At 39.8% G+C, this 21,428-nt stretch carries 13 protein-coding genes; 1 reads left to right on the forward strand and 12 read right to left on the reverse strand.

All coding sequences use genetic code 11. The annotated features are described in order from the left end of the window. Nucleotides 1-23 precede the first annotated feature (23 nt). The gene (gene araA / locus F565_RS0103505) at nt 24-1,514 is read right to left on the reverse strand and encodes an L-arabinose isomerase (RefSeq protein ID WP_020211814.1); all 1,491 of its coding nucleotides are present in this window, start codon (nt 1,512-1,514) and stop codon (nt 24-26) included. Between the two features lie 487 nt (nt 1,515-2,001). On the opposite strand from araA, the gene F565_RS0103510 reads away from it, so the two are divergent. Then, nucleotides 2,002-3,132, forward strand: a complete 1,131-nt coding sequence (locus F565_RS0103510) for an MFS transporter (RefSeq protein WP_020211815.1) — start codon at nt 2,002-2,004, stop codon at nt 3,130-3,132. Nucleotides 3,133-3,577: 445 nt separating this feature from the next. On the opposite strand, the gene F565_RS0103515 is transcribed toward F565_RS0103510, so the two are convergent. From F565_RS0103515 to F565_RS0103565, 11 genes are all read right to left on the reverse strand, one after another. Next, the gene (locus tag F565_RS0103515) at nt 3,578-4,756 is read right to left on the reverse strand and encodes an aldose epimerase family protein (protein WP_026299864.1); all 1,179 of its coding nucleotides are present in this window, start codon (nt 4,754-4,756) and stop codon (nt 3,578-3,580) included. A 112-nt stretch (nt 4,757-4,868) separates the two neighbouring features. Beyond that, a complete protein-coding gene (locus F565_RS0103520) occupies nt 4,869-5,573 on the reverse strand; it encodes an L-ribulose-5-phosphate 4-epimerase (protein WP_020211817.1) in 705 nt (234 codons plus the stop codon). Next, nucleotides 5,557-7,248, reverse strand: a complete 1,692-nt coding sequence (locus F565_RS0103525; RefSeq protein WP_020211818.1) for a ribulokinase — start codon at nt 7,246-7,248, stop codon at nt 5,557-5,559. Before F565_RS0103525 ends, F565_RS0103520 begins: the two co-directional genes overlap by 17 nt. 119 nt (nt 7,249-7,367) lie before the next feature. Then, nucleotides 7,368-9,368: an alpha-L-arabinofuranosidase C-terminal domain-containing protein gene (locus F565_RS0103530; RefSeq protein WP_020211819.1), complete on the reverse strand. Its 2,001-nt coding sequence runs from the start codon at nt 9,366-9,368 to the stop codon at nt 7,368-7,370. Nucleotides 9,369-9,395: 27 nt separating this feature from the next. Continuing rightward, nucleotides 9,396-11,387, reverse strand: a complete 1,992-nt coding sequence (locus tag F565_RS0103535; protein WP_020211820.1) for a glycoside hydrolase family 127 protein — start codon at nt 11,385-11,387, stop codon at nt 9,396-9,398. Between the two features lie 165 nt (nt 11,388-11,552). Further along, nucleotides 11,553-12,554: an arabinan endo-1,5-alpha-L-arabinosidase gene (locus F565_RS0103540; RefSeq protein ID WP_026299865.1), complete on the reverse strand. Its 1,002-nt coding sequence runs from the start codon at nt 12,552-12,554 to the stop codon at nt 11,553-11,555. 2 nt (nt 12,555-12,556) lie between these two features. Beyond that, complete coding sequence (locus F565_RS0103545) at nt 12,557-13,558, reverse strand: glycoside hydrolase family 43 protein (RefSeq protein WP_020211822.1); 1,002 nt, start codon at nt 13,556-13,558, stop codon at nt 12,557-12,559. Between the two features lie 17 nt (nt 13,559-13,575). Then, entirely contained in the window at nt 13,576-15,099 is a 1,524-nt protein-coding gene (locus tag F565_RS0103550; RefSeq protein ID WP_020211823.1) for an arabinan endo-1,5-alpha-L-arabinosidase, read from the reverse strand. 8 nt (nt 15,100-15,107) lie between these two features. Next, entirely contained in the window at nt 15,108-16,646 is a 1,539-nt protein-coding gene (locus F565_RS0103555; protein WP_020211824.1) for an alpha-N-arabinofuranosidase, read from the reverse strand. 66 nt (nt 16,647-16,712) lie between these two features. Beyond that, nucleotides 16,713-18,266, reverse strand: a complete 1,554-nt coding sequence (locus F565_RS0103560) for a RagB/SusD family nutrient uptake outer membrane protein (RefSeq protein WP_020211825.1) — start codon at nt 18,264-18,266, stop codon at nt 16,713-16,715. Nucleotides 18,267-18,286: 20 nt separating this feature from the next. After that, on the reverse strand, nt 18,287-21,382 hold the full coding sequence (locus tag F565_RS0103565; RefSeq protein ID WP_231559624.1) for a SusC/RagA family TonB-linked outer membrane protein: 3,096 nt from the start codon (nt 21,380-21,382) through the stop codon (nt 18,287-18,289). Between the last annotated feature and the right edge of the window lie 46 nt (nt 21,383-21,428).

The raw sequence follows: 21,428 nt of genomic DNA on the forward strand, positions 1-21,428 counted from the left end.
ACATTGCGGCCAGGGTTAAAATGCTATTTGTAAGCAATATCGTTCCATCTAAGTTCGTTTCTAAACTCGCTTAAACGTGTATCTTTACCAATTAGTAAGTATTCAATATCTGCCATATCTGCAAAATCCTGTAACAACTCTGCCGATAGGTTCTGGCTATAAGCAGTGTGGTGTGCACCACCACCATATATCCATGCTGCACATCCGGTTTTCATATCCGGGTACGGCTGCCATAATACACGTGCCACAGGCAGTTTTGGCAATTCTTCTGTAACATCTACTGCTTTAACAGTATTTACAAGCAAACGGAAACGGTTACCCATATCTATTAACGATGCGTTTAACGCTTCGCCACCTGCAACATTAAATACAAGCCTTGCAGGGTCTTCTTTACCGCCAATACCTAATGGATGTACCTCAAGGCTTGGCTTTGTAGCAGCTAACGACGCATCAATTTCAAGCATGTGAGAACCAAGCACTAAAGAGTTAGCCGGGTCAAAATGATACGTATAATCTTCCATAAATCCGTTACCACCTTCAAGGCCACTGCCCATTACTTTAAATGCACGCACTAAAGCAGCTGTTTTCCAGTCGCCTTCGCCTGCAAAACCGTAACCATCAGCAAGCAAACGCTGTACTGCAAGTCCCGGTAATTGTATCATTCCATGAAGGTCCTCAAAGGTATCAGAAAATCCTTTAAAACCACCATCAACCAAAAATTTTCGTAAACCTATCTCTATCCTTGCAGCCTCATATACTGATGAATGCCTTTCGCCACCCGGTAGTAAATCATCTGCCATTGTATAAGTTTCCTGATATTCAGCAACTAATGCTTTTATATCGTTATCGCTAACAGCATCAATTAAAGCAACAAGGTCGCCAATACCATAACTATTTACAGAGAAACCAAATTTAAGTTCTGCCTCTACCTTATCGCCATCTGTAACAGCAACAAAACGCATATTATCGCCAAAACGTGCAAATTTAGCACCCTGCCAGTCGTTCCATCCTGCAGCAGCCCTTGTCCATGAACCTATTTCAGCCAATGCCTCAGGATCCTGCCAGTGGCCTACAACTACTTTACGGTTTTTACGCATGCGCGATACCATGAAACCAAATTCCCTGTCGCCGTGTGCACTCTGGTTAAGGTTCATGAAATCCATATCCATAGTACTCCATGGTATGTCGCGGTTAAATTGTGTATGAAAGTGAAGTAATGGTTTTTTTAAGATACTAAGACCACGAATCCACATTTTAGCAGGAGAAAAAGTGTGCATCCATGTAATAACTCCTATTACATTCTCGGCAGAGTTTGCTGCTAAAAGAGTTTCATATATTTCATCTGTCGTTTTTACTGTCGGCTTAAATACCACACGAACAGGTATTTCATTAGCACCATCTAAACCTGCGGCGATAGCTTTAGAGTGCTCTGCAACAAGGTTTAATGTTTCTTCGCCATATAAATGCTGGCTTCCTGTTATAAACCAAACTTCGAATGTTTTTAAATTGATCATGCTGTTTATTATAAAATTAATTTGTGTCTTGTGATTAAACCTCTTATTCCCAAAAAGTTATTAACGCAAACGTTAATAAAAATAAAAAATTAATAAGTGTCGAAATAACACTAATTTTTTGACATACACAAGTGTTTGGTAAAAAAAATAAACATTACACAATTTTAACATCATAAATTATAAGTATAAATACATTTTGACCATAATAGATCGTAAAAAATTATAAATACGACTTAAAGTAGGGACAAAAGCTTAAAAACATAAAGCAGGTTTTGAAATTCGTCTTAACATATTTTTTTAATTTTAAACATTTCGAATTTTAACAATTATAGAAAACAATTAACTTATAGTCAAAAATACCATAATTAAGTTACATCGCAATTTTTTTCTTTAAATTTTAATGCTACATTGAATAAGATAATAAGTGTATAATTTATACTTATTATTTTATCTTTGCTTCAATTGCAAACATTATCATTTTCTACCAATGAAATACTCTCCTAAAGTAGCCCGCGCTGCTGTTGCTGCCATGTTTTTTATGGCTGGGCTTGTTTTTGCCAGCTGGGCATCGCGCATAGCTACTATACAGCAAAAACTTAATTTATCCGACGCAGCATTAGGTGCCGTACTTTTTGCATTACCGGTAGGTTTAATGCTGTCTCTTCCCCTCTCAGGATGGGCGGTTACAAAAATAGGCAGTCGCAAAGTAGTTGCCGCGGCCTTAGCCTTATATGGTGTGGCACTTGTATCTTTAGGCCTAGCAGATAATGTTTTTTTACTAACGTGCTGCCTTACTGTATTTGGCCTTGCGAGTAATGCCGTAAATATATCTGTCAACACACAGGCTGTTGCTACTGAGGCAATGTACACCAAGCCAATAATGGCATCGTTTCATGGCTTGTGGAGCCTTGCCGGATTTATAGGTGCCGGTATAGGTACTTTTATGATAGGTAAAGGTATTCTCCCTACCCCCCACTTTACAGGCATAGCAATTGTTACCATAATTACTATTTTTATTTGCTGGAAATACCTCCATCATGATCATAACCCTGAAAGTACCGGACCTGCTTTTGTAAAGCCAGATAAATCACTTATAACTTTGGGGCTCATAGCTTTTTGCTCTATGGTTATAGAGGGCGCCATGTTTGACTGGAGTGTTATTTACTTTAAAAAAATTGTTCTTGCGCAGGGTGCCTGGATAGGTGCCGGTTATACCGCCGGCATGTGCTTTATGGCTGCCGGGCGTTTTGTAGCCGACTGGTTCTCGCACAAATTCGGGCTTAAGACAACTTTACAGGTAAGCGGATTTTTAAGCACTGTAGGTTTGCTAACCGTTGTGGTATTCCCTACCCTTGTGCCTGCAATAATTGGGTTTATGTTTGTAGGGGCAGGTATATCATCGGTAGTGCCTATGGTGTACAGTGCCGCCGGAAAATCGACTACTATGAAGCCCGGTGCTGCCATTGCTGCTGTTTCTACCATTAGTTTTTTAGGGTTTTTAATAGGCCCGCCGGTAATTGGCTTTCTTGCCGGATTATTTACCTTGAAAATTTCTTTTATCTTCCTCGCTGCAATGGGTGTTAGCGTTGTTGTATTCTCTACTAAAGCTAAGATTTAAAGCATATCTATAGATGATAGACTAACATGAACCTTTTAATTTGTAAATCTTACGATTTACAACCTTTACAGGTAATAAAAAATCATTTAATTGTAATACAACTTCAAATTAAAGCTACACGGCAAATTACAATGAAGTGTAATTTCTGAAAAAATATTTATAAGCCTGCCTATTAACTTAGATGGGCTTTTTTATTGCCTCAAATTGAACTCATATCTAATTGCTGTTAAATTATGTGATTTGTGGTTAAAAAAACAAAAAAGCCGGCTTCATTACTGATGCCGGCTTTCTCAAACTTAACCCTTTAACTTAACAAAATATGTCCCAATAATTTGTTGTGTACTACATTCTTAATATTTAATGTGGTAATGCCTCCTGAGAGAAATATAGCGTTGCGCTAACCTTAACAAACCCAAACAATGCCAAGATTAAACGTTATAAGCAATTACTTTACAGAAAATTTATAAGTGGTTTTTGTAGTATATTTTTCTCCGGGGCTTAACACAGTCGAAGGAAACTTAGGCTGGTTAGGTGCATCCGGGTAATGTTGTGTTTCTAAACAAAGGCCACTGCGTTTTTCGTAGTTGCCACCAGTTTTACTGGCTTTTGTGCCATCAATAAAGTTACCGCTGTAAAACTGTACGGCAGGCTGGTCTGTATATACCTGCATATAACGGCCAGACGCTTTGTGATATACACTTGCTACTTCTTTCAGCTTGTTGCTGCTGTCTGTAAATACCCAGCAATGATCGTAACCGCCACCTTTTTTAAGCTGGTCATCGGTAGCATTAATATCTTTACCTATTTCTTTAGCAGTAGTAAAGTCAAACGGTGTACCCGCAACAGCTTTAAGTTCTCCCGTAGGGATAAGCGTAGCATCTACAGGAAGAAATTTATCTGCTTTAATTTCTAACACATGGTCTGTAATAAGTTTACTAAAATCTCCCGAAAGGTTAAAGTAAGAGTGCTGCGTTAAGTTAATTACAGTTTTCTTATCAGTTTCAGCTTCGTAGCTTATTTCAAGTGCGTTATCATCAGTAAGCACATAAGTAACAACGGTTTTAAGATTACCAGGGTATCCTTCTTCGCCATCTTTAGCGGTGTAGCTTAGCTTAAGTGTAGGGTTAGCACCTGCCACCTCTTCGGCAGTCCATACCCTTTTATCAAAACCCTTACCACCGTGAAGTGAGTTAGGGCCATCATTTACCGGCAATTGATATGCCTTACCATCAAGGGTAAATTTACCTTTAGCAATACGGTTGCCATAACGGCCTATAACGGCACCAAAAAAATAAGGGTTGCCTTTAAAATACTCGTCTTTGTTTTTATATCCCAGAACAACATCTTCATACTTGCCATCTTTATTTGGCGCAGTAAGCGATGTAATAATACCACCCAGGGTAATTACATTTACCTTCATGCCTTTGGCATTTGTAAGTGTATATTCTCCTATTTTAACCCCTTCAGGCGTTGTACCATAGTCTGCTTTTGTAATGCCCCCTTTAGCGGCAGCAACTTGTTCTGTTTGTTCCGGCATGGTAGTTTCTTCTTTTTTTTCTTCCTTACAACCTACAAGCATAGAGCCGGTAAGCAAAAGGCAAACACCCATTTTTACTGTGTTCATAATTGGTTATTGGTTTGATTGTTTATATTTCCGGGACAGGCGCCCATCTCTCTCGTAAGATAACGCACCTGTACCGGCAATAGTATTGCTATGTGGGCAGCAACACGTAATCTTAGCTTTGCCCGTAGTACGAATCGGTTCCGTGTTTACGGTCGTAATGCTTTTTAATAAGCGAGTCTTTAAGCCTTGGCGCATTAGGGTTTATCTGCAACGTTAGATAAGCCATTTCGGCAACTGCCTCAAGAACCTTGCTGTTGTATACTGCCTTAGCAGCATTTTTACCCCAAGTAAACGGACCATGGTTACCCAGGAGCACCATCTCTACCTCTTCGTAGTTAAGACCCTTTTCCTTAAAGCAATCCAGTATTTGTATACCGGTGTTGTGTTCATAATTACCCTGTATAAGGTGGTCAGCCATTGGTGCAGCAGCAGGAATATCAGTTGTTAAATGATCGGCATGCGTAGTACCAAAAATAGGTATGTCGCGCTGCGCCTGTGCCCATGCCACAGCATAGGTAGAGTGTGTATGTACTATACCCCCTATTTTTTCCCAATGCTTATAAAGATAGGCATGCGTTTTAGTGTCGGATGACGGACGCATACTGCCTTCTACAATATTATTATCAAAATCAACGATAACAATATCTTCAGGTTTTAAAATTTCATAAGGAACACCGCTCGGCTTAATGGCAAAAATGCCTTTACTCCTGTCTACGGCGCTCACGTTACCAAAGGTATATATTACAAGTTTTAATGCATCAAGCTGCATGTTAGCCTCATAACACTCTTCCTTAAGGTCTTTATATATGGAACTCATAGTTTTTAGATTTTATTACCGTTTCTACAAATTCTCCCAACTGTATGTACGATTGTATTTGGCCTTCAAATTTAGCAACCTGGTCTGCCTGAGGGAAATATTCTGCCTCAAAATCGCTGCCCATTACTTTACTTGCCTCTATTACATTACTGTAAACACCGGCAGCAACAGCAGCATAAATAGCAGCTCCAAGAGCAGGTGCCTGGTCAGATTCTGCTACTTTTATAGGCATATCGAGTACATTAGCAAGTGTCTGCATAATAAATGGCGACTTACGTGCCACACCACCGATACCTATAACACTGTTTATTTTTACACCTTCGGCCTCAAAACGGTCAACGATCATTTTAGAACCAAAGCAGATAGCGTTAACCAGTGCTTTAAATATATGCGGCGCTTTAGTACCAAGAGACAAGCCTGTCATAGCGCTTTTAAGTTCCTGGTTAGCATCCGGCGTACGGCGGCCGTTAACCCAGTCAAGTGCTACAGGTACAGCCTCAGATAAAGGAATATGTTCTGCCTGTAATGTAAGCGTACGGATAAAGTTATTGTCTATTTCTACTTGTAGCTTAGCTTTTTGCTCGGCAGAAAGGATATCCGATTTCATTACCAGATTGTCTATTGGCCATGAAAGGATGTCTTTAAACCATGCAAGTACATCGCCAAAAGCTGACTGGCCTGCTTCAAGACCAATAAGGCCCGGAATAACAGAACCATCTACCTGGCCGCAAATACCTTTTACGGTATTGTTACCAATGATGTCAGATTGAGAGATCATGATATCGCAGGTAGAAGTACCCATGATGCGTACAAGCACGTTCTCGTCTACCTTAGCCCCTACTGCACCGGAGTGTGCATCAAAAGTACCTACAGCTACAACAGTATCTGTATTTAGGCCCAATTTTGCAGCCCATTCGGCATTAAGGTTACCGGCAACAAGGTCAGACGTGTAGGTTTCATCATATAAATTGCCACGAAGTGCAGCAAGGTACGGGTGCAGTTGCCCAAGGAATTCCTCAGACGGTAACCCGTTCCAGCTTTCATGCCACATAGCTTTATGGCCTGCAGCACAACGGCTGCGTTTAAAGCTTTTAAGGTCTTTATCGTCTATTAATAAATACGTCATAAGGTCGCAATGTTCCATCCAGGTATGCGCCGCATTTTTAACCGCTTCGTCTTCCCTAACAATGTGAAGTATTTTTGCCCAGAACCATTCAGATGAATAGATACCGCCTTCAAATTTAGTGAAGTCTTCTCCACCCCAAGAGGCAGCAAGCTCATTAATTTCATTAGCTTCTTTTATGGCTGTGTGGTCTTTCCATAAGATCATCATAGCATTAGGATTCTCTTCAAAACCTTTAACCAATGCCAGCGGAGTACCATCGGCGGCTACAGGAATGGGAGAAGAACCGGTGGTATCTATACAAATACCTACTACAGATGCAGGGTTAACCTCGCTTGTAGAAACTACCGATTTAATTGTATGCTCTAAACCTTCTATATGGTCCAGAGGATGTTGCCTGAAACGGTTAGTCTCAGGGTTACAATATTGTTTGTTTTTCCAACGGGCGTACATGTGCACTTCTGAGGCAAGCTCAGCACCGTTTTCAGTATCGATTAACACGGCGCGAACAGAATCTGTACCGTAGTCTAACCCAATTACATATTTTTTCATTAGTTTTTATTTTATTAGCTAACGCGATAGCCTTATACTATCACGTTAGCGTATATTTTGTTGCTATGGCAAATATAACATGAAAAAAATAATAAATGTGCTTTTAACACTTAATATTTTTAAGAAAGTTTAACTTTTATAACTACAAAAGACTGAGCAGGTACAGTTACATCTATAGTACTGCCATTAAGCTTAAATTCAGACTCTTTAGGAGTAATAGGCTCTGCATCAAAAGAATTCTCTGCAGACAGGTTATCACTCATTAGTGTAATGATTTTACCAGTCTTAGCCAGCTTATTTCCTTTAACGCTCATGTTAGTCCTCTGAGCTTCTTTAGAGGTATTTACAACCTTAACGATAACTTCTTTAGTATTTTTATCGGTAACGGCAGTTGCAAATAAACCATTTTGGCCTGTAATAGCTTTACCACCTTCAGTCACGGCAACAAGGTCGGTACCCGGGTTATTGCCATACAATTGCTGTACATAATAGTTAGGTGTAGCGTAGCTCTTAAGGTTATTGAACCAAATAAGGTCCGGGGTCCACTGCCATCCATCGGCATGGGCAAACAAAGGCGCATAAGACGTTAGGTTAACAACCTCAGCATTACGCTCAAGGCCAGTCATAAAAGCAGCTTCGGCAAGGGCGCCGTCCCAGTTGTTTTTATTCTCAGGACTTGCAATAGCCTTACTTTGCACAGCATATTCGCCTGCAAAAACTTTAGGGCCTTTACGGTCGTACTTGTCATAACGGGTTGCGCTGTTTTTAAACCATTCTGCTGTATTGTAAAAATGCTCATCAACTATTTTTACACCCAGCTTAGAAAGTTCTTTCCAACCATAGTCAAAATATTCACCGTCAGGGAATGGACCCGACCCCGATACTATTGTAATGTCCGGGTATTTACCATGTATGGCTTTTTCGAACACTTTATAGCGCTCTACATAATCAGGTCCCCATTGCTCGTTACCCACACCTATGTATTTCATGTTAAATGGTTTTGGGTGCCCCATGTCGCTGCGCAGTTTACCCCATTTAGTTGTAACCGCCCCGTTAGCAAATTCTATAAGGTCTGTAGCATCCTGAATGTATGGGTCAAGCTCTGCCATTGGTACCATTTCGCCGGTATTAAACTGGCAGGCAATACCACAGCTAAGAACCGGTAGCGGCTCTGCCCCTATGTCTTCCGACATCTGGAAGTACTCATAGAAACCTAAACCAAACGTCTGGAAATAATCCGGTGCCGGGCGGTGGTCAAACTCTGTATTCCAGCGGTTGATTATAAGTTCACGATCTTCAACCTTACCTACCGATTTTTTCCACTGGTAGCGTTGCTCCAGCGTGCGGCCCTCTACAATACAACCTCCGGGAAAACGAAGGAAACCAGGGTTAAGGTCGTATAATTTTTGAACAAGGTCTTTACGCAATCCTCCCGGACGGCCTTTCCAGGTATCCTGCGGGAATATCGATATCATGTCAAGGTTAATAGTTCCTGTTCCTGTAAATGATATTTTTAAATTTGCTTTAGCCTCTGTTTTTGTGGCTTTAATTTGAGCGGTATATTTTTTAAGCTCTTTGCCGGATGGGCTTACTGTAGTTTCGCCAATTATATTACCGGCAGCATCTGTAAACTGAAATTTGATTTGAGATATGTTACCTTCCTGGTTCGCAGCCATTACAGATACATTGTACAAATCGTTAGCCTTAACGCCCATACCACGGAAACCTTCGTTAACCAAAGTATAGCCTTTATCATCTTTTACCTGAACGCGTAAAAGGTGTTTGTTTACAGGATGATCGTTCTCTATAGCACTTGCATAGCCCGATTTATCGTTTAGCTTATGCCTGTCGCTGTTAGGCTGTTTCCATCCCATTAAAGGGTCGTCAAACTCAAACGAGCGGTTCTTTACCATCTCTGCATAAAGGCCACCATCTGCACCAAAGTTAATATCTTCAAAAAAGATACCGTACATGGTAGGCTGAATTTTTATGCCTGTATTAGCAAGGTTAAGTACCAGTTTGTGTTCTTTAGCAGCTGTTTTGCTTTGCGCATTGCACAGCATTGTACCGCTTAATGCAAAAGCAGACAACGCTGCAATTTTAAAAAAATGATTTTTCATTATGGGTTGTTATTGTTTAATACGTATTTATTTTGAAGCCTCCGGTATCCAGACTTCCATTTTGTTAACACCACGGTTAGACCATGAATAGTAGGGTATTGCCGTAAACTTTTGGTTACCCGTAGTTCCTTCTATTGTAAAGATGCCGTTAAGCATATCTGGCTTATGGGCTATTGCAAAAGTAGTGGTGTTATTTACCGTAATATCTTTAAAATTTTTGGCGTTGTCTTTTTCTTCCAGGGCATATACCAGCGGGCCATACTCTAACGATACTTTATTTTTATTGTCTTTAATTTTATCGCTGCTTACAACCTCACGCACCGCCATAGGGAAGTTAACTTCTACAACGTCTTTTTGTTTCCACTTGCGGTTAATTACAAAGTAACCGTTTTCTACCTTAGCTGCAACAGCCTTGCCATTCACACTAACAGTAGGCGCAGGTGTAGCGGCATTTTTGTAAGTATATAATCCGCCCGGCATAACTTCGTTACGTGCCCAGCCCGGAACACGCATTTTTACTGTAAATGAGCCTTCTTTTTCCGGGTCTACAGATAGTTTTACAGCACCATTCCACGGGTAGTTTGTTTGTTGTGCCACTTTTACCTTATGCTTATCTAATGTTACATCAGCAGTATTAGACATATACAGGTTTACATAAAGCGTATCTTTTTGATGTGCATAGATAAGCCCCGGTATTGCCGGAATAAACCGGATAAGATTTGTTGGGCAGCATGAACAATCGAACCAGCCCGAACGCGTGCAGGCACCTTTGTTGAACTCAAACTTAGCATCAGATTCCATCGGGTTAGGGTAAAAGAACTCTGTACCTGTTAAAGATATACCCGATATTAACCCATTATACATAGTACGTTCTAAAACGTCGTTATACTTAACATCGCCGGTAAGGTTAAACAAACGATTATTCCAGTACACACTGCCTATTGCAGCACAGGTTTCGTTATAAGCCGTAAGGTTTGGCAATTCGTAGTTAGCCCCAAAAGCTTCTCCATCATGCAGTGCACCAATGCCTCCTGTTATATAGGTTTTCTTTTCGGTCATGTTATGCCAAAGCTTGTCTACTGCGTTACGGTATGCTGCATCTTTTTCTATGGCAGCAATATCTGTCATTCCTGCATACAGGTAAACAGCACGTACAGCATGGCCCACAACCTCATCCTGCTCTATTACAGGCTTATGATCTTGTGCATAAGCACCATAGTTTTCTTTATTTTTAGGATCACCCCTATGGTCTAAAAAGTATTTAGAAAGTTTTAAATACTCTTTTTTACCTGTAATTTCATAAAGTTTTATTAAACCCGTTTCTATAATTTCATGGCCGGGAACAGCATGGATTTTATCATCGCCATCGCCAAAAGTTTTTACAAACAAATCGGCATTTTTAAGGGCTATGTCTAAAAAGTTGCGTTTACCGGTAGCTTTATAATGTACCGCAGCTGCTTCATACATGTGCCCTGCATTATAGTCTTCATGGCTCATGTTCATGTATTCCCAACGAACACCTTTTTCTACCTTAACCCAGGTAGCTGGTGGTTTTGCCGGGTTAATAGTACGCCACGTACAAAGATATCCATCTTTTTCCTGACCCACTTTAACAATCGCAATGATAGAATCCAGCTGTGCCTCCAGTTTAGGATTTGGTGAGCTTATAAGCGAATTTGATGCACCCTCTATTATTTTATAAACATCAGAATCATCAAAAGGCATCACGCCTCTCACAGTACCTTTCTTTTTACCTCCGGCAATCAAAAAATTTTCAAAACGCCCCTCCTCACTGCATTTTTTTATAGCATATTGGATGGTTTTTTCCTGGATGGTTTTAATGTACGGCAACCAGAAATCATCTGTTACCTTAACCTTACTAATTTCTACAGGCTGTATAGGATAGCCCGATATGAGTACGCTTTTATCTGCCTCAGCAACAGTTTCGGTTTTGTTTTTAGAGCAGCCAGCTATTACAAGAGCCAATGCCAGGCAGCTTAAAATTGTTTGTTTATTCATGATGGTTTTATATATAAATAGTAAATGAGTAAGCTCCTTACATAGTATTGTGACTATTGCAGGAACTTACCCAATTGTTTTGACTAACTAAAAATATAACTGCAATGCCTGCTTAACGAGCAAGCATAAACATTTGATAATTTATCTTCTTTATAAAGCATATAATTAATCCATAAGTGTTACTGTTGGCCAGCTATCTTCCCATTTAATCTCTTTTATTTTAAGCTTAGGTGCGCCATGCTGGGCAACATCATAAGCATGAAAAACCATATAATCTTTACCGTTAAAGGTATAAGTACTATTATGGCCCACCCCTGCCCAGTTTTTGTTACCTTCTATTACTAATGTACCTCCACCTTCATTAAGAGGTTTTCCGGCTGCATCCAGGTAAGGCCCCTGTACAGTTTTGCTCCTGCCTACCACTACTTTATAAGTGCTTTTTTCTCCGCGGCAGCAATAATCCCAGGAGAGGAACAGGTAATAGTAATCGTTCTTTTTAAATATAAACGGAGCTTCAAGCGCGGCATCTCCGGGATCTTTATCTTCCAGTTTAAAACTGCGCTCACGCCTTGCAACGGTATACCATTCCTCCGGTTGGGCAGGTGTAAGTAAGTCTTTATTAAGCTTTACCATTTTAAGTCCGTCCCAAAAAGAACCAAACGTTAGCCACGGTGTATTGTTCTCATCATATATAAGGTTAGGGTCTATGGCATTCCATAAATCCCTGTTAGGTACAGAGCGCACTACAATGCCGTGGTCTGTCCATTTATAATTTTTATCGGCTGGGTTTAGGGTTTTGTTTGTCGCTACACCTATTGCCGATGTATTTTTTGCAAACGCCGATACTGAATAGTATAAATAATATTGCCCGTTATGGTATGAAACATCCGGAGCCCAAATGTGGTTTTCAAACTTAGGCACTACGCCTTCTACCCAGGCAGGTGCAGTTTCAAAAATAGGTTTTAATTGTGTCCAGTTCGTCATGTCTTTAGACGAGAACATAGAGATACCCTTACCGGTACAAAACAGGTAGTACGTACCATCCTGTTGTATCATAACAGGATCGTGTACAATGGTTTCATTTATGGGCAGTGTTTTCTGCGAAAAAACACTGCCATAAATAAACAAAACCCAAACATAAATATTTAATCTAAAACTAACTCTCATAATTATTGCTGTATTCCTTCGGTAGTCATGATAACACGTTTCATAGTACCGTCCTGATTATAATAAAGCCTGTCTACACAAACCGATCGCCTGAAGCTGCCTCCATGAGGCTGGCTTGCCCCATTATGATAAATAAAGTATGATTTATCTTTAAAATCTATAATTGCCTGGTGGTTTGTGTTACTGTTACCGGCCAGTTCGTTAAGGATACCTTTATACTCCCATGGCCCCGTAACCGATTTACTCATTGCATAAGCTATCTTTTCCGGAAACTGGTACGCATAAGACAAGTAATACCAGTCGCCATGTTTATGTATCCACGGAGCTTCGGTATAGTTAGGCAGGTCTACAATTTGTATCTCTCCATCTATCTCTATCATATTTTCTTTAAGCTTAACGTAGTGGCACACCGTATTGCCCCAATATAAATAAGCCTGACCGTCTTTGTCTATATAAACCGTAGGGTCTATATCATCCCAGTCTATTTTGGTTTGCTTAGTCATATCATTAGTGATAAGTGCTTTGCCTATGGCATCTTTAAAAGGCCCTGTTGGCGAATCTGACACTGCTACACCAATAGCTTTACCGGGAATGGTAGCGTGTGTTACTGTAGTATACCAGTAAAACTTGCCGTTACGCTCTATAACCTGTGCTGCCCATGCATCGCCACTTGCCCATTTAAAATCGGTAGCTTTTAGCGGCACCTTATGTTCTTTCCAGTGTACTATATCGGCAGACGAATATACCAGCCACTCGTTCATCTTATAAAAGTTGAAATCGTTTGGCGCTTCATCGTGCCCTGCATACAGGTAAACCGAATCTTTATATACCATGGCAGCGGGGTCGCCGGTATATTTATCTTTAATAATAGGATTGTTAGGTTCTGCTGTTTTTGCGGTAGCTTCAACCTCCTTACTTTCATCTGTCGATGCTTTTTCTGCAGTTTCATTTTTACACGAAAAGAATAAAAAAGCACTCAACATAACCAATGCAACTTTCTTCATTTGTTTTATTTGGTATGTTAATCTATTTTTTTGCCCCAAATTGCCGTACCGCTATTATTTAATCCGGAAAGCAATATGGTAGATGTTTTACTGTTTTCCCAGTCGCGGCCACGCTCTACATGCAGTTTATCTGTAAAGCCGTTACTCCACGTAAGTGTTAACCATGATCCTGTCAAAGTCCATCGGCTTGCAACATCAGTATTCATACTACCATCTGCATTAAGCTTTAATGCTATCGACGTTTGAAAATTAGGATCTGTCTGTTCGGCTGCATAACCTGGAACAACTTGGTAGCCAAGTATAATTTGCTCATAGTTACCCACAAGGTCTGCAGTGGCAATTGCCGTTTGCTCTACACCGGCATAACGTTCCGGCGACACTATAGGCCAGCCTTCTTCTGTCCAGTACATAGGGCGAACATGCAAATCCATGTAATAACTGTCTATGCCCGGCCTGCCCTGGTGTGCCATAAAATACTGGCTGCCATCATCTTTAAATACAGCACAGTGCGATACGCCCTGCCAGCCGGAATGTCCGTTAAATTTATAAGGTGCCAGGATCATAGGAGAATCATCCAGGTTGTTATTAATATCTGCACCGGCATAATCAAGAAAAGGCCCCTGGGGAGAATCAGACCTTCCTACCCTTACATTATATTTTGTCTGTAACCAGTCATACGCTATAAACAGGTAATATTTATTAAACTGAGCATTGTAAATAACCTCCGGCCCCTCAATGTTACCATTAATGCGGTTTCCGGTAAAGCCACGTTGTGCTACCCTCACACCTTTATCTCCTCCACTTTTAGCGAGTCCCGTATCCGGGTTAAGCTCCAGCATATAAATACCGTCCCATGCAGATCCATAATACATCCAATGTTTACCCGACTGGTCTATAACTACAGTAGGGTCAATGGCATTAGTTTGTGTTGTACCGCTTGTATCTGGCGGAGATGTTACGGCGAGCCCTCTCTCTGTCCAGGGGCCCAAAGGTGTAGATGCTGTAGCAAGGCCAATTACACTAAGCCTGCCTACCTCTGATGATAAAGAGTAATACAAACGGTATTCGCTACCCACTTTTATAATATAAGGCGCCCAAAGCGAATTAAACGGCTGAGTACTTGTATTAGTCCTCGGATTGTTAAAAGAGCGTATGTATTGTGAGCCCATAGCCGGTAGCTGGTCAAAAACCCATCCTACAAAGTCCCATTTAATAAGATCTGTAGATTTACGTACCTGTATGCCCGGCCTTATATCTGCCCCATAGCATACATCTGTACTGTAGCAGTAATAAGTATCTCCATCTTTAATAATAGACGGGTCGTGCACATTACGGTAGCCCCATTGGTAAACTGTAGCCGGGCCATACCCAGGATATGTATCTGTTATACTTGCAATGTTAAAAGCAGCTGGTGTACCGCCATCTACAGGAGGTGTTACCGTAGCTGCAGGATCATCTTTAGAGCATGAAACTGTTACTATTGCCGCGAGAAATAAAATTCCTGCAGGAATTTTATTTTTTAGAGGATTATTAAATTTCATAGACTCTGTTATTTAGACTCTAACACTACTACCGAGAATGGTGGCAGGGTTACAGATAGTGTTCCTTTTTTAAATTTAAAATCTTTAAAATCTTTTGGAGTAATTGCATTTGGATTTTCAAATGTATTATGGTCCTGTAGTTTTGAAGATGAGATTATCTTAGCCGTAAAATCTTTAAGGTTTAGTTTAGCCAGGTCGATATCTACAGTAATTTTGTCTTTAGCATGAATGTTTACCAGAGATATATGCGTTTTACCATCTTTAACCGATGCCGAAGCTGATATTGCCGAAAGTTTTTTATCGCCAAATTTATATTCCGGAGAATCTACTTTTATTGGGATAAGCTTAGCATCCTGATGCACTTTGTATAAATGCATTACATGATACGTAGGTGTAAGCAGCATTTTATCGCCTTTAGTAAGTATTACTGCCTGTAGTACATTTACCGTTTGTGCAAGGTTAGCCATACGCACGCGGTCACTGTGATTATTAAATATATTTAGGGTTGTGCCTGCAATCATGGCATCCCTCATAGTATTTTGCTGGTATAAAAAGCCCGGGTTTGTGCCCTCTTCTACATCATACCATCCGCCCCACTCATCTACAATAAGCGCAATTTTTTTAGCAGGGTCATATTTATCCATTATTTCGCTGTGCTTTGTAACCAGTTCTTCCATTTTAAGGGCTGTTTCCATGGTAGCAAAATACTGTTCTTCATTAAATTTAGTCGACGATCCTTTTTTCTCCCATGTTACAAAAGAATATGAGTGAAGGGCAACGCCCTCTATAAGGTTTTTAGGAATGTCGCGCATAAGCACTTCTGTCCAGTGATAATCGGCCACGTTAGCTCCCGATGCAATGCGGAAAAGCTTGTTGGTATTATCCCAGTCGCTCATAAAAGTAGAGTACTGTTTAAAAAGGTTGGCATAATACTCTGGTGTCATGTTACCACCACAACCCCACATTTCGTTACCCACTCCCCATATAGAAACACCCCAGGCTTTCTCCCTGCTGTTCTTCTTTCTCAGGTCGCTCATAGGGCTTTTGCCACTATGGTTTACATATTGTACCCAGTCTGTAAATTCTTTAACGGTACCACTGCCCACGTTTGCAGCAAGGTAAGGCTCTGTACCAAGAATTTCGCACAGGTCTAAAAAGTCGTGCGTACCAAAGCTGTTATCCTCTGTAGTGCCACCCCACCATTGATTAACCATTGTGGGTCTTTCGTCTTTAGGGCCTATACCGTCTTTCCAGTGGTAGGTATCTGCAAAACAGCCACCCGGCCAGCGCAGGTTAGGAATCCCTAAATCTTTTAATGCTACAATGATGTCGTTACGAACACCATTGGTGTTAGGTATTTTGCTGTTTTCGCCTACATAAAAACCATCATATATACATCGGCCCAAATGTTCTGCAAAGTGGCCATAAATGTGTTTGTTTATTGTAGGTGCATTGTCTTGTGAGGCAAGGGTAATAGTTGATTTTTGTTGTGCGGATAGAGATAATACGGCTGATAAAAAAAATGCAGCTGTGAATAGTTTTTTCATATTGGGTTATGTTTAAAAACCGTAGAAGCTGAAATCAGCTTCTACGGCATAAATATTTAACAGGAATTAATTTGCAGAGTTAGGCAATGCATTAGGATTTACATCAAGCTCTGCTTGGGGTATTGGTAAATATTCTTTACCAGGAGTCCACGTCTCAAAATCTGAGTCATGAGATTTTAATAAAGTAAGCTTTTCAGCATTATATAACCATCCCCAACGGATTATATCGTGTATACGAATACTCTCTATAGAAAGCTCTAAAGCGCGCTCGTGTGCAAGTTGGTCCCTCATTTGGCTTTGCGACATTCCCGGACGGGTTACGGCAAGATTAGGTAAATTAGCACGGCTTCTTACCTGCTGAATGTATTGATAAGCCTGGGCAGTTTGTCCTTGCTCATTAAGAGCTTCGGCATACATTAAAAGTACATCTGCATAGCGCATTAAGCGATAGTTAATTTCGCTATATTCTACACCACCCTGGCTCTCTGTAGAAACACCAAAACCGTCGTGAGTATATTTACGTGGATAAATATTTCCCTGTGGATTTACCCATGGTGCGCCATTATATACTGTAATAGAATTTTCTGAAGGCTCATACGATGCTATAGATACTAATAAACGAGGATCTAAATGACCATCTACCGTACGCTCCTGCTTGTATTCATCATAAATCCAGCGAGTAGGTAAAAAGTCGGAATATCCATAACCTTCCATAGCGTAAGTATGTCCTACCGAGCTTACCTGCATCCAGGCTGATGATGGTTCGCCTCCATAGTTTTTAATGGTACCGGATCCTGTCTGAAACTGAATCTCAAATAGAGACTCTGAATTATTTTCTGTATATGGACCAAAGTTATCTTTATAGTTAGCTGTAAGGCTATAAACATTTAATTCTGGTCCATTTATAAGCTTATTAAACTCTGCCGCAGCCTGAGCCCATTTCTGAGTGTATAAATAAGACTTACCTAAAAAGCCTGTTGCAGCACCTTTTGTTGCCCTTCCTATCTGGTTAGTATCTAATCCTGAAAGATCCTGATAAGATACAGGTAACATAGTTTGCGCAGCAGTGAAATCGGCTATAATTTGTGCCCATATTTGTTCATTGCTAGCTGTAGCATTATAATACTCTGTTACATTTGTAGGTACAGAAGTAATTAAAGGTACTTTCTCATAATTTGTAACTAGGTTAAAATAAGCGAGCCCCCTTAAAAAGTGTGCCTGCCCAATACAACGTGCTTTAACAGCTTCATCCATTTCTATTGCAGGCACATATTCTATTACCTGGTTAGCGCGATAAATAGCCTGATAATAAGCAGACCACATCCAGGTTATTGGCCCCGATGTAGGTAAAATTGTAAAATTAGCAACCTGTACTAAATCCAGCCATGGGCTGTCTCCTTTAAAATCGTCTCCTCTGCCATCTGTAAGTGCAGGTGTCATACGCATATAAGACCCATCAACTATAAAGCTGTTATAAATGGCATTCACACCTTTAACGGCATGCTCTTCTGTTTGCCAAAATGATTCTGTAGTAGAGTAGTTAGGATTTGCAATGTTTAATTCGTCATCACAGCCAACTGCTGCAAATAGCAATGATATAAATAATATTGTCTTTTTCATGATCTTAAATTTTACTGAGATTAAAATGTCATTTGTACACCTACCAAATATGTTCTTGGCCTCGGATAGCTTCCTCCATCAAATCCCGGGCTAAATACTCCTGAATTAAAGTCTGGATTAAATCCTTTGTACTTAGTAAAGGTATGCAGGTTTTGTACCGTACCATATATCCTCACCGATTCTACAACTTTACCAAAAACGGCAGGCAATTTATAACCTAAAGAAACCGTATTTATTCTAAAATAGTCTCCTCTTTGTAACCATCCCGGCCTATTAGAATCTCTGTTATTAATATTTGGATCTGTAGCTGTCAATCTCGGAATATCAGTGTTAGTATTTGTTGGTGTCCATCTGTTAAGTATATCAGTACTGGCGTTTACAGCATCTCCAGACCACATTAATGTTCTGTACAATGCACTATTTATATAGTATCCTCCTGCACCAGAGCCAAATGCAGTAATGTCGAAGTTCTTATATTTTGCTGTAATATTAAGTCCATAAGTAAATGCAGGTATGGCACGACCTAAAAACGCTCTGTCATCAGCATCAATTACACCATCTCCATTCACATCTTTAAACTTTATATCTCCGGGAGCTGTACCGGCACTCTGAAATGCATGGCCCGCTACTTCTGCCTGTGATTGAAAAATCCCTTCATACACATATCCATAATGCTCACCTATTCTGCCTCCAATAACAGTTTTAGATCCTGTACTATAAATAGGCTCATTATTACCACCAAGTGCCAAAACTTCATTTTTAATAGTACTAAAGTTTGCAGAAACATCTAAGCTAAAATCACTTTTAGTAGTATAGTGGTAAGCTAATTCTAAATCAACGCCACTGTTACGAAGGCTCCCTGCATTAACAACAGGAAAAGTATTAAGAGAACCTGTTGATAAAGGAATAGGTACACCTACCAGAATATCTGTCGTTTTTTTAGTATAATATTCAGCCGTTATATCTAATGCACCATTAAATAGCGAGGCATCTAAACCAAAATTTCCAGATGTTGTAGTTTCCCATTTAATATTCTCTGTAACCACACTCGTTTGAAGCCCACCAATAACTGTATTTACACCACCGGTTGGCGTCGCAAAATTATAAAGTATGTTGTTATTTATAACCGCCTGGTATAAGTAATCACCAATGTTTTGATTACCTAACTGACCGTAGCTACCACGTAATTTTATTTGCGATACAATATCTTTAGAAACATTAAAGAATTTTTCGTTTGATAATTTCCAACCAGCCGATACTGACGGAAAAGTTCCATACCTGTTTTCTTTTGCAAAACGGGATGAACCATCTCTTCTTACAGTTGCTTCAAATAAATATCTATCATCAAAACTGTATGTAAGACGGCCAAATAACGATGAAAGATTGCTATTATATTGCGAACCACCTACTGTTTGGTTAATCCCGTTTGAAAGTACCGGTAAGTATGGCATAGGCAAACTTTCTGAATGTGCCTGTCTGTTTACAGCTTCTGTAGTTTGATAAGTTTGTCCTAATATTACATGTACATCATGTTTACCAAAAACTTTTTTATAATCAAGAGTATTTTCAACTAATGTATTTGTATATATTCTTGAATTATCATCAAGTAATGATTTACCTGAATTAAAGAAATATCCCATATTAAACTGTGGTACAAAAGAAAAATCTCTTGTCTGAGTCTTATCGTAACTTAAATTTAATTTATAAGTTAACTCATGACCGCCGCTATTTACAAGCTTAAATTCCGGATTAATAATCGCAAAAGTTCTATCTACCTCTACAGTATTAGTAAACAGTGAGTTTATACCAGGTACATTTAAAGATATAGCACCCTGCACCTCTGCTTTTGTACCACCCCAGCCACCTATGTTATTGGGATCATATAACGGCATAGTTGGTACCGCCAGCACAAGATCATTAATTAGCGGAGGCCTGCCTCCTGTTAATACATCTCCTCTAAATGTTAATGAATTTTCGAATGAATGCGTGTAGTATAATGAAGGCGACATTTTAAATATACCTTTTTCAAACGTAACATTAATACGTCCTGAATACCTTTCGTAGTTAGGACCATTACCTACAAACATTCCTTTATTACTAAAATAATCCATCGATGCATTGTAAGTCATATTTTCACCACCTCCGGAAAAGTTAAAATTCTGGTTTTGGCGTGAACCGCGCTTTAATCCAATACTCTGCCAGTCATTATCTGTATTAGAGACAAACAAAGGAGAAGTAGGGTCATTACCTGCAAGAAGCGGAACATTTGCATTCGTACGTTTTTCATTCGTAATCATTTGGTATTGTTCCCTGTTTAATACCGATATTTTTTGTGGCACCTCATCTACACCATAATAAGAACTATATTCTATTTTAAGAGGCGAATTCTTCCTGCCCCCTTTAGTAGTAATAATAACTACACCGTTTGCGGCACGCGAGCCATAAATAGCACCGGCAGCAGCATCTTTTAATATCTGAATGCTTTTAATGTCATTAGGGTTAAAATCCCTTACAGATGTACCTACAGGAACACCATCTACTATATATAATGGCTGGTTATCACCAAATGTACCAATACCTCTAATCCTGATGTTTGGAGCTGCACCGGGCTGGCCATCGTTAGTAACTGTTACACCGGATACTCGCCCCTGAATAAGCGATGACACATCACTATTAGATGTTTTAAGTGCTTCATTTACATTAACAACAGCAACAGACCCAGTTAAATTGGCTTTTTTCTGGGTACCATACCCAATAACCACAACCTCATCCATCTCTGTCGCATCTGTAGATAAGGCAACATTAATTACTGTCTGTGTTCCTACTGTAACTTCTTTGTTTGTAAAGCCAATGTAAGAAAAAACTAATACATCGTTTGCGTTGGCTTTGATAGAAAATTTGCCATCAAGATCTGTAGATACTCCGTTTGAGGATCCTTTTACAACTACGTTTGCCATTGGCAAAGTGCTGTTGTCGGTACCGGATGTTACTGTTCCTGTTATAGTGCCCTGCGCATGCAAGCCAGAAACAGATAATAAAAGAATCACAAAACCTGCAAGCTTCATGTAGCTAAACCTGCCGGAAATGTGTTTTAATAATTTGGTAATTCTCATCATAATCATTAAAATTTGGTTAGTATAATAAATGTGTTTTTTACACTTC

Origin of the sequence: Flavobacterium rivuli WB 3.3-2 = DSM 21788 (assembly GCF_000378485.1) — a bacterium.
GTDB lineage: Bacteria > Bacteroidota > Bacteroidia > Flavobacteriales > Flavobacteriaceae > Flavobacterium > Flavobacterium rivuli.

Excerpts from the sequence above, each read along its gene's own strand:
- F565_RS0103520 (WP_020211817.1), bottom strand. The coding sequence starts at position 5,573 with ATGAGTTCCATATATAAAGACCTTAAGGAAGAGTGTTATGAGGCTAAC.
- F565_RS0103545 (WP_020211822.1), bottom strand. The coding sequence starts at position 13,558 with ATGAAGAAAGTTGCATTGGTTATGTTGAGTGCTTTTTTATTCTTTTCG.
- F565_RS0103560 (WP_020211825.1), bottom strand. The coding sequence starts at position 18,266 with ATGAAAAAGACAATATTATTTATATCATTGCTATTTGCAGCAGTTGGC.
- F565_RS0103530 (WP_020211819.1), bottom strand. The coding sequence starts at position 9,368 with ATGAAAAATCATTTTTTTAAAATTGCAGCGTTGTCTGCTTTTGCATTA.
- F565_RS0103540 (WP_026299865.1), bottom strand. The coding sequence starts at position 12,554 with ATGAGAGTTAGTTTTAGATTAAATATTTATGTTTGGGTTTTGTTTATT.
- F565_RS0103550 (WP_020211823.1), bottom strand. The coding sequence starts at position 15,099 with ATGAAATTTAATAATCCTCTAAAAAATAAAATTCCTGCAGGAATTTTA.
- F565_RS0103565 (WP_231559624.1), bottom strand. The coding sequence starts at position 21,382 with ATGATGAGAATTACCAAATTATTAAAACACATTTCCGGCAGGTTTAGC.
- F565_RS0103510 (WP_020211815.1), top strand. The coding sequence starts at position 2,002 with ATGAAATACTCTCCTAAAGTAGCCCGCGCTGCTGTTGCTGCCATGTTT.
- F565_RS0103535 (WP_020211820.1), bottom strand. The coding sequence starts at position 11,387 with ATGAATAAACAAACAATTTTAAGCTGCCTGGCATTGGCTCTTGTAATA.
- araA (WP_020211814.1), bottom strand. The coding sequence starts at position 1,514 with ATGATCAATTTAAAAACATTCGAAGTTTGGTTTATAACAGGAAGCCAG.
- F565_RS0103515 (WP_026299864.1), bottom strand. The coding sequence starts at position 4,756 with ATGAACACAGTAAAAATGGGTGTTTGCCTTTTGCTTACCGGCTCTATG.
- F565_RS0103555 (WP_020211824.1), bottom strand. The coding sequence starts at position 16,646 with ATGAAAAAACTATTCACAGCTGCATTTTTTTTATCAGCCGTATTATCT.
- F565_RS0103525 (WP_020211818.1), bottom strand. The coding sequence starts at position 7,248 with ATGAAAAAATATGTAATTGGGTTAGACTACGGTACAGATTCTGTTCGC.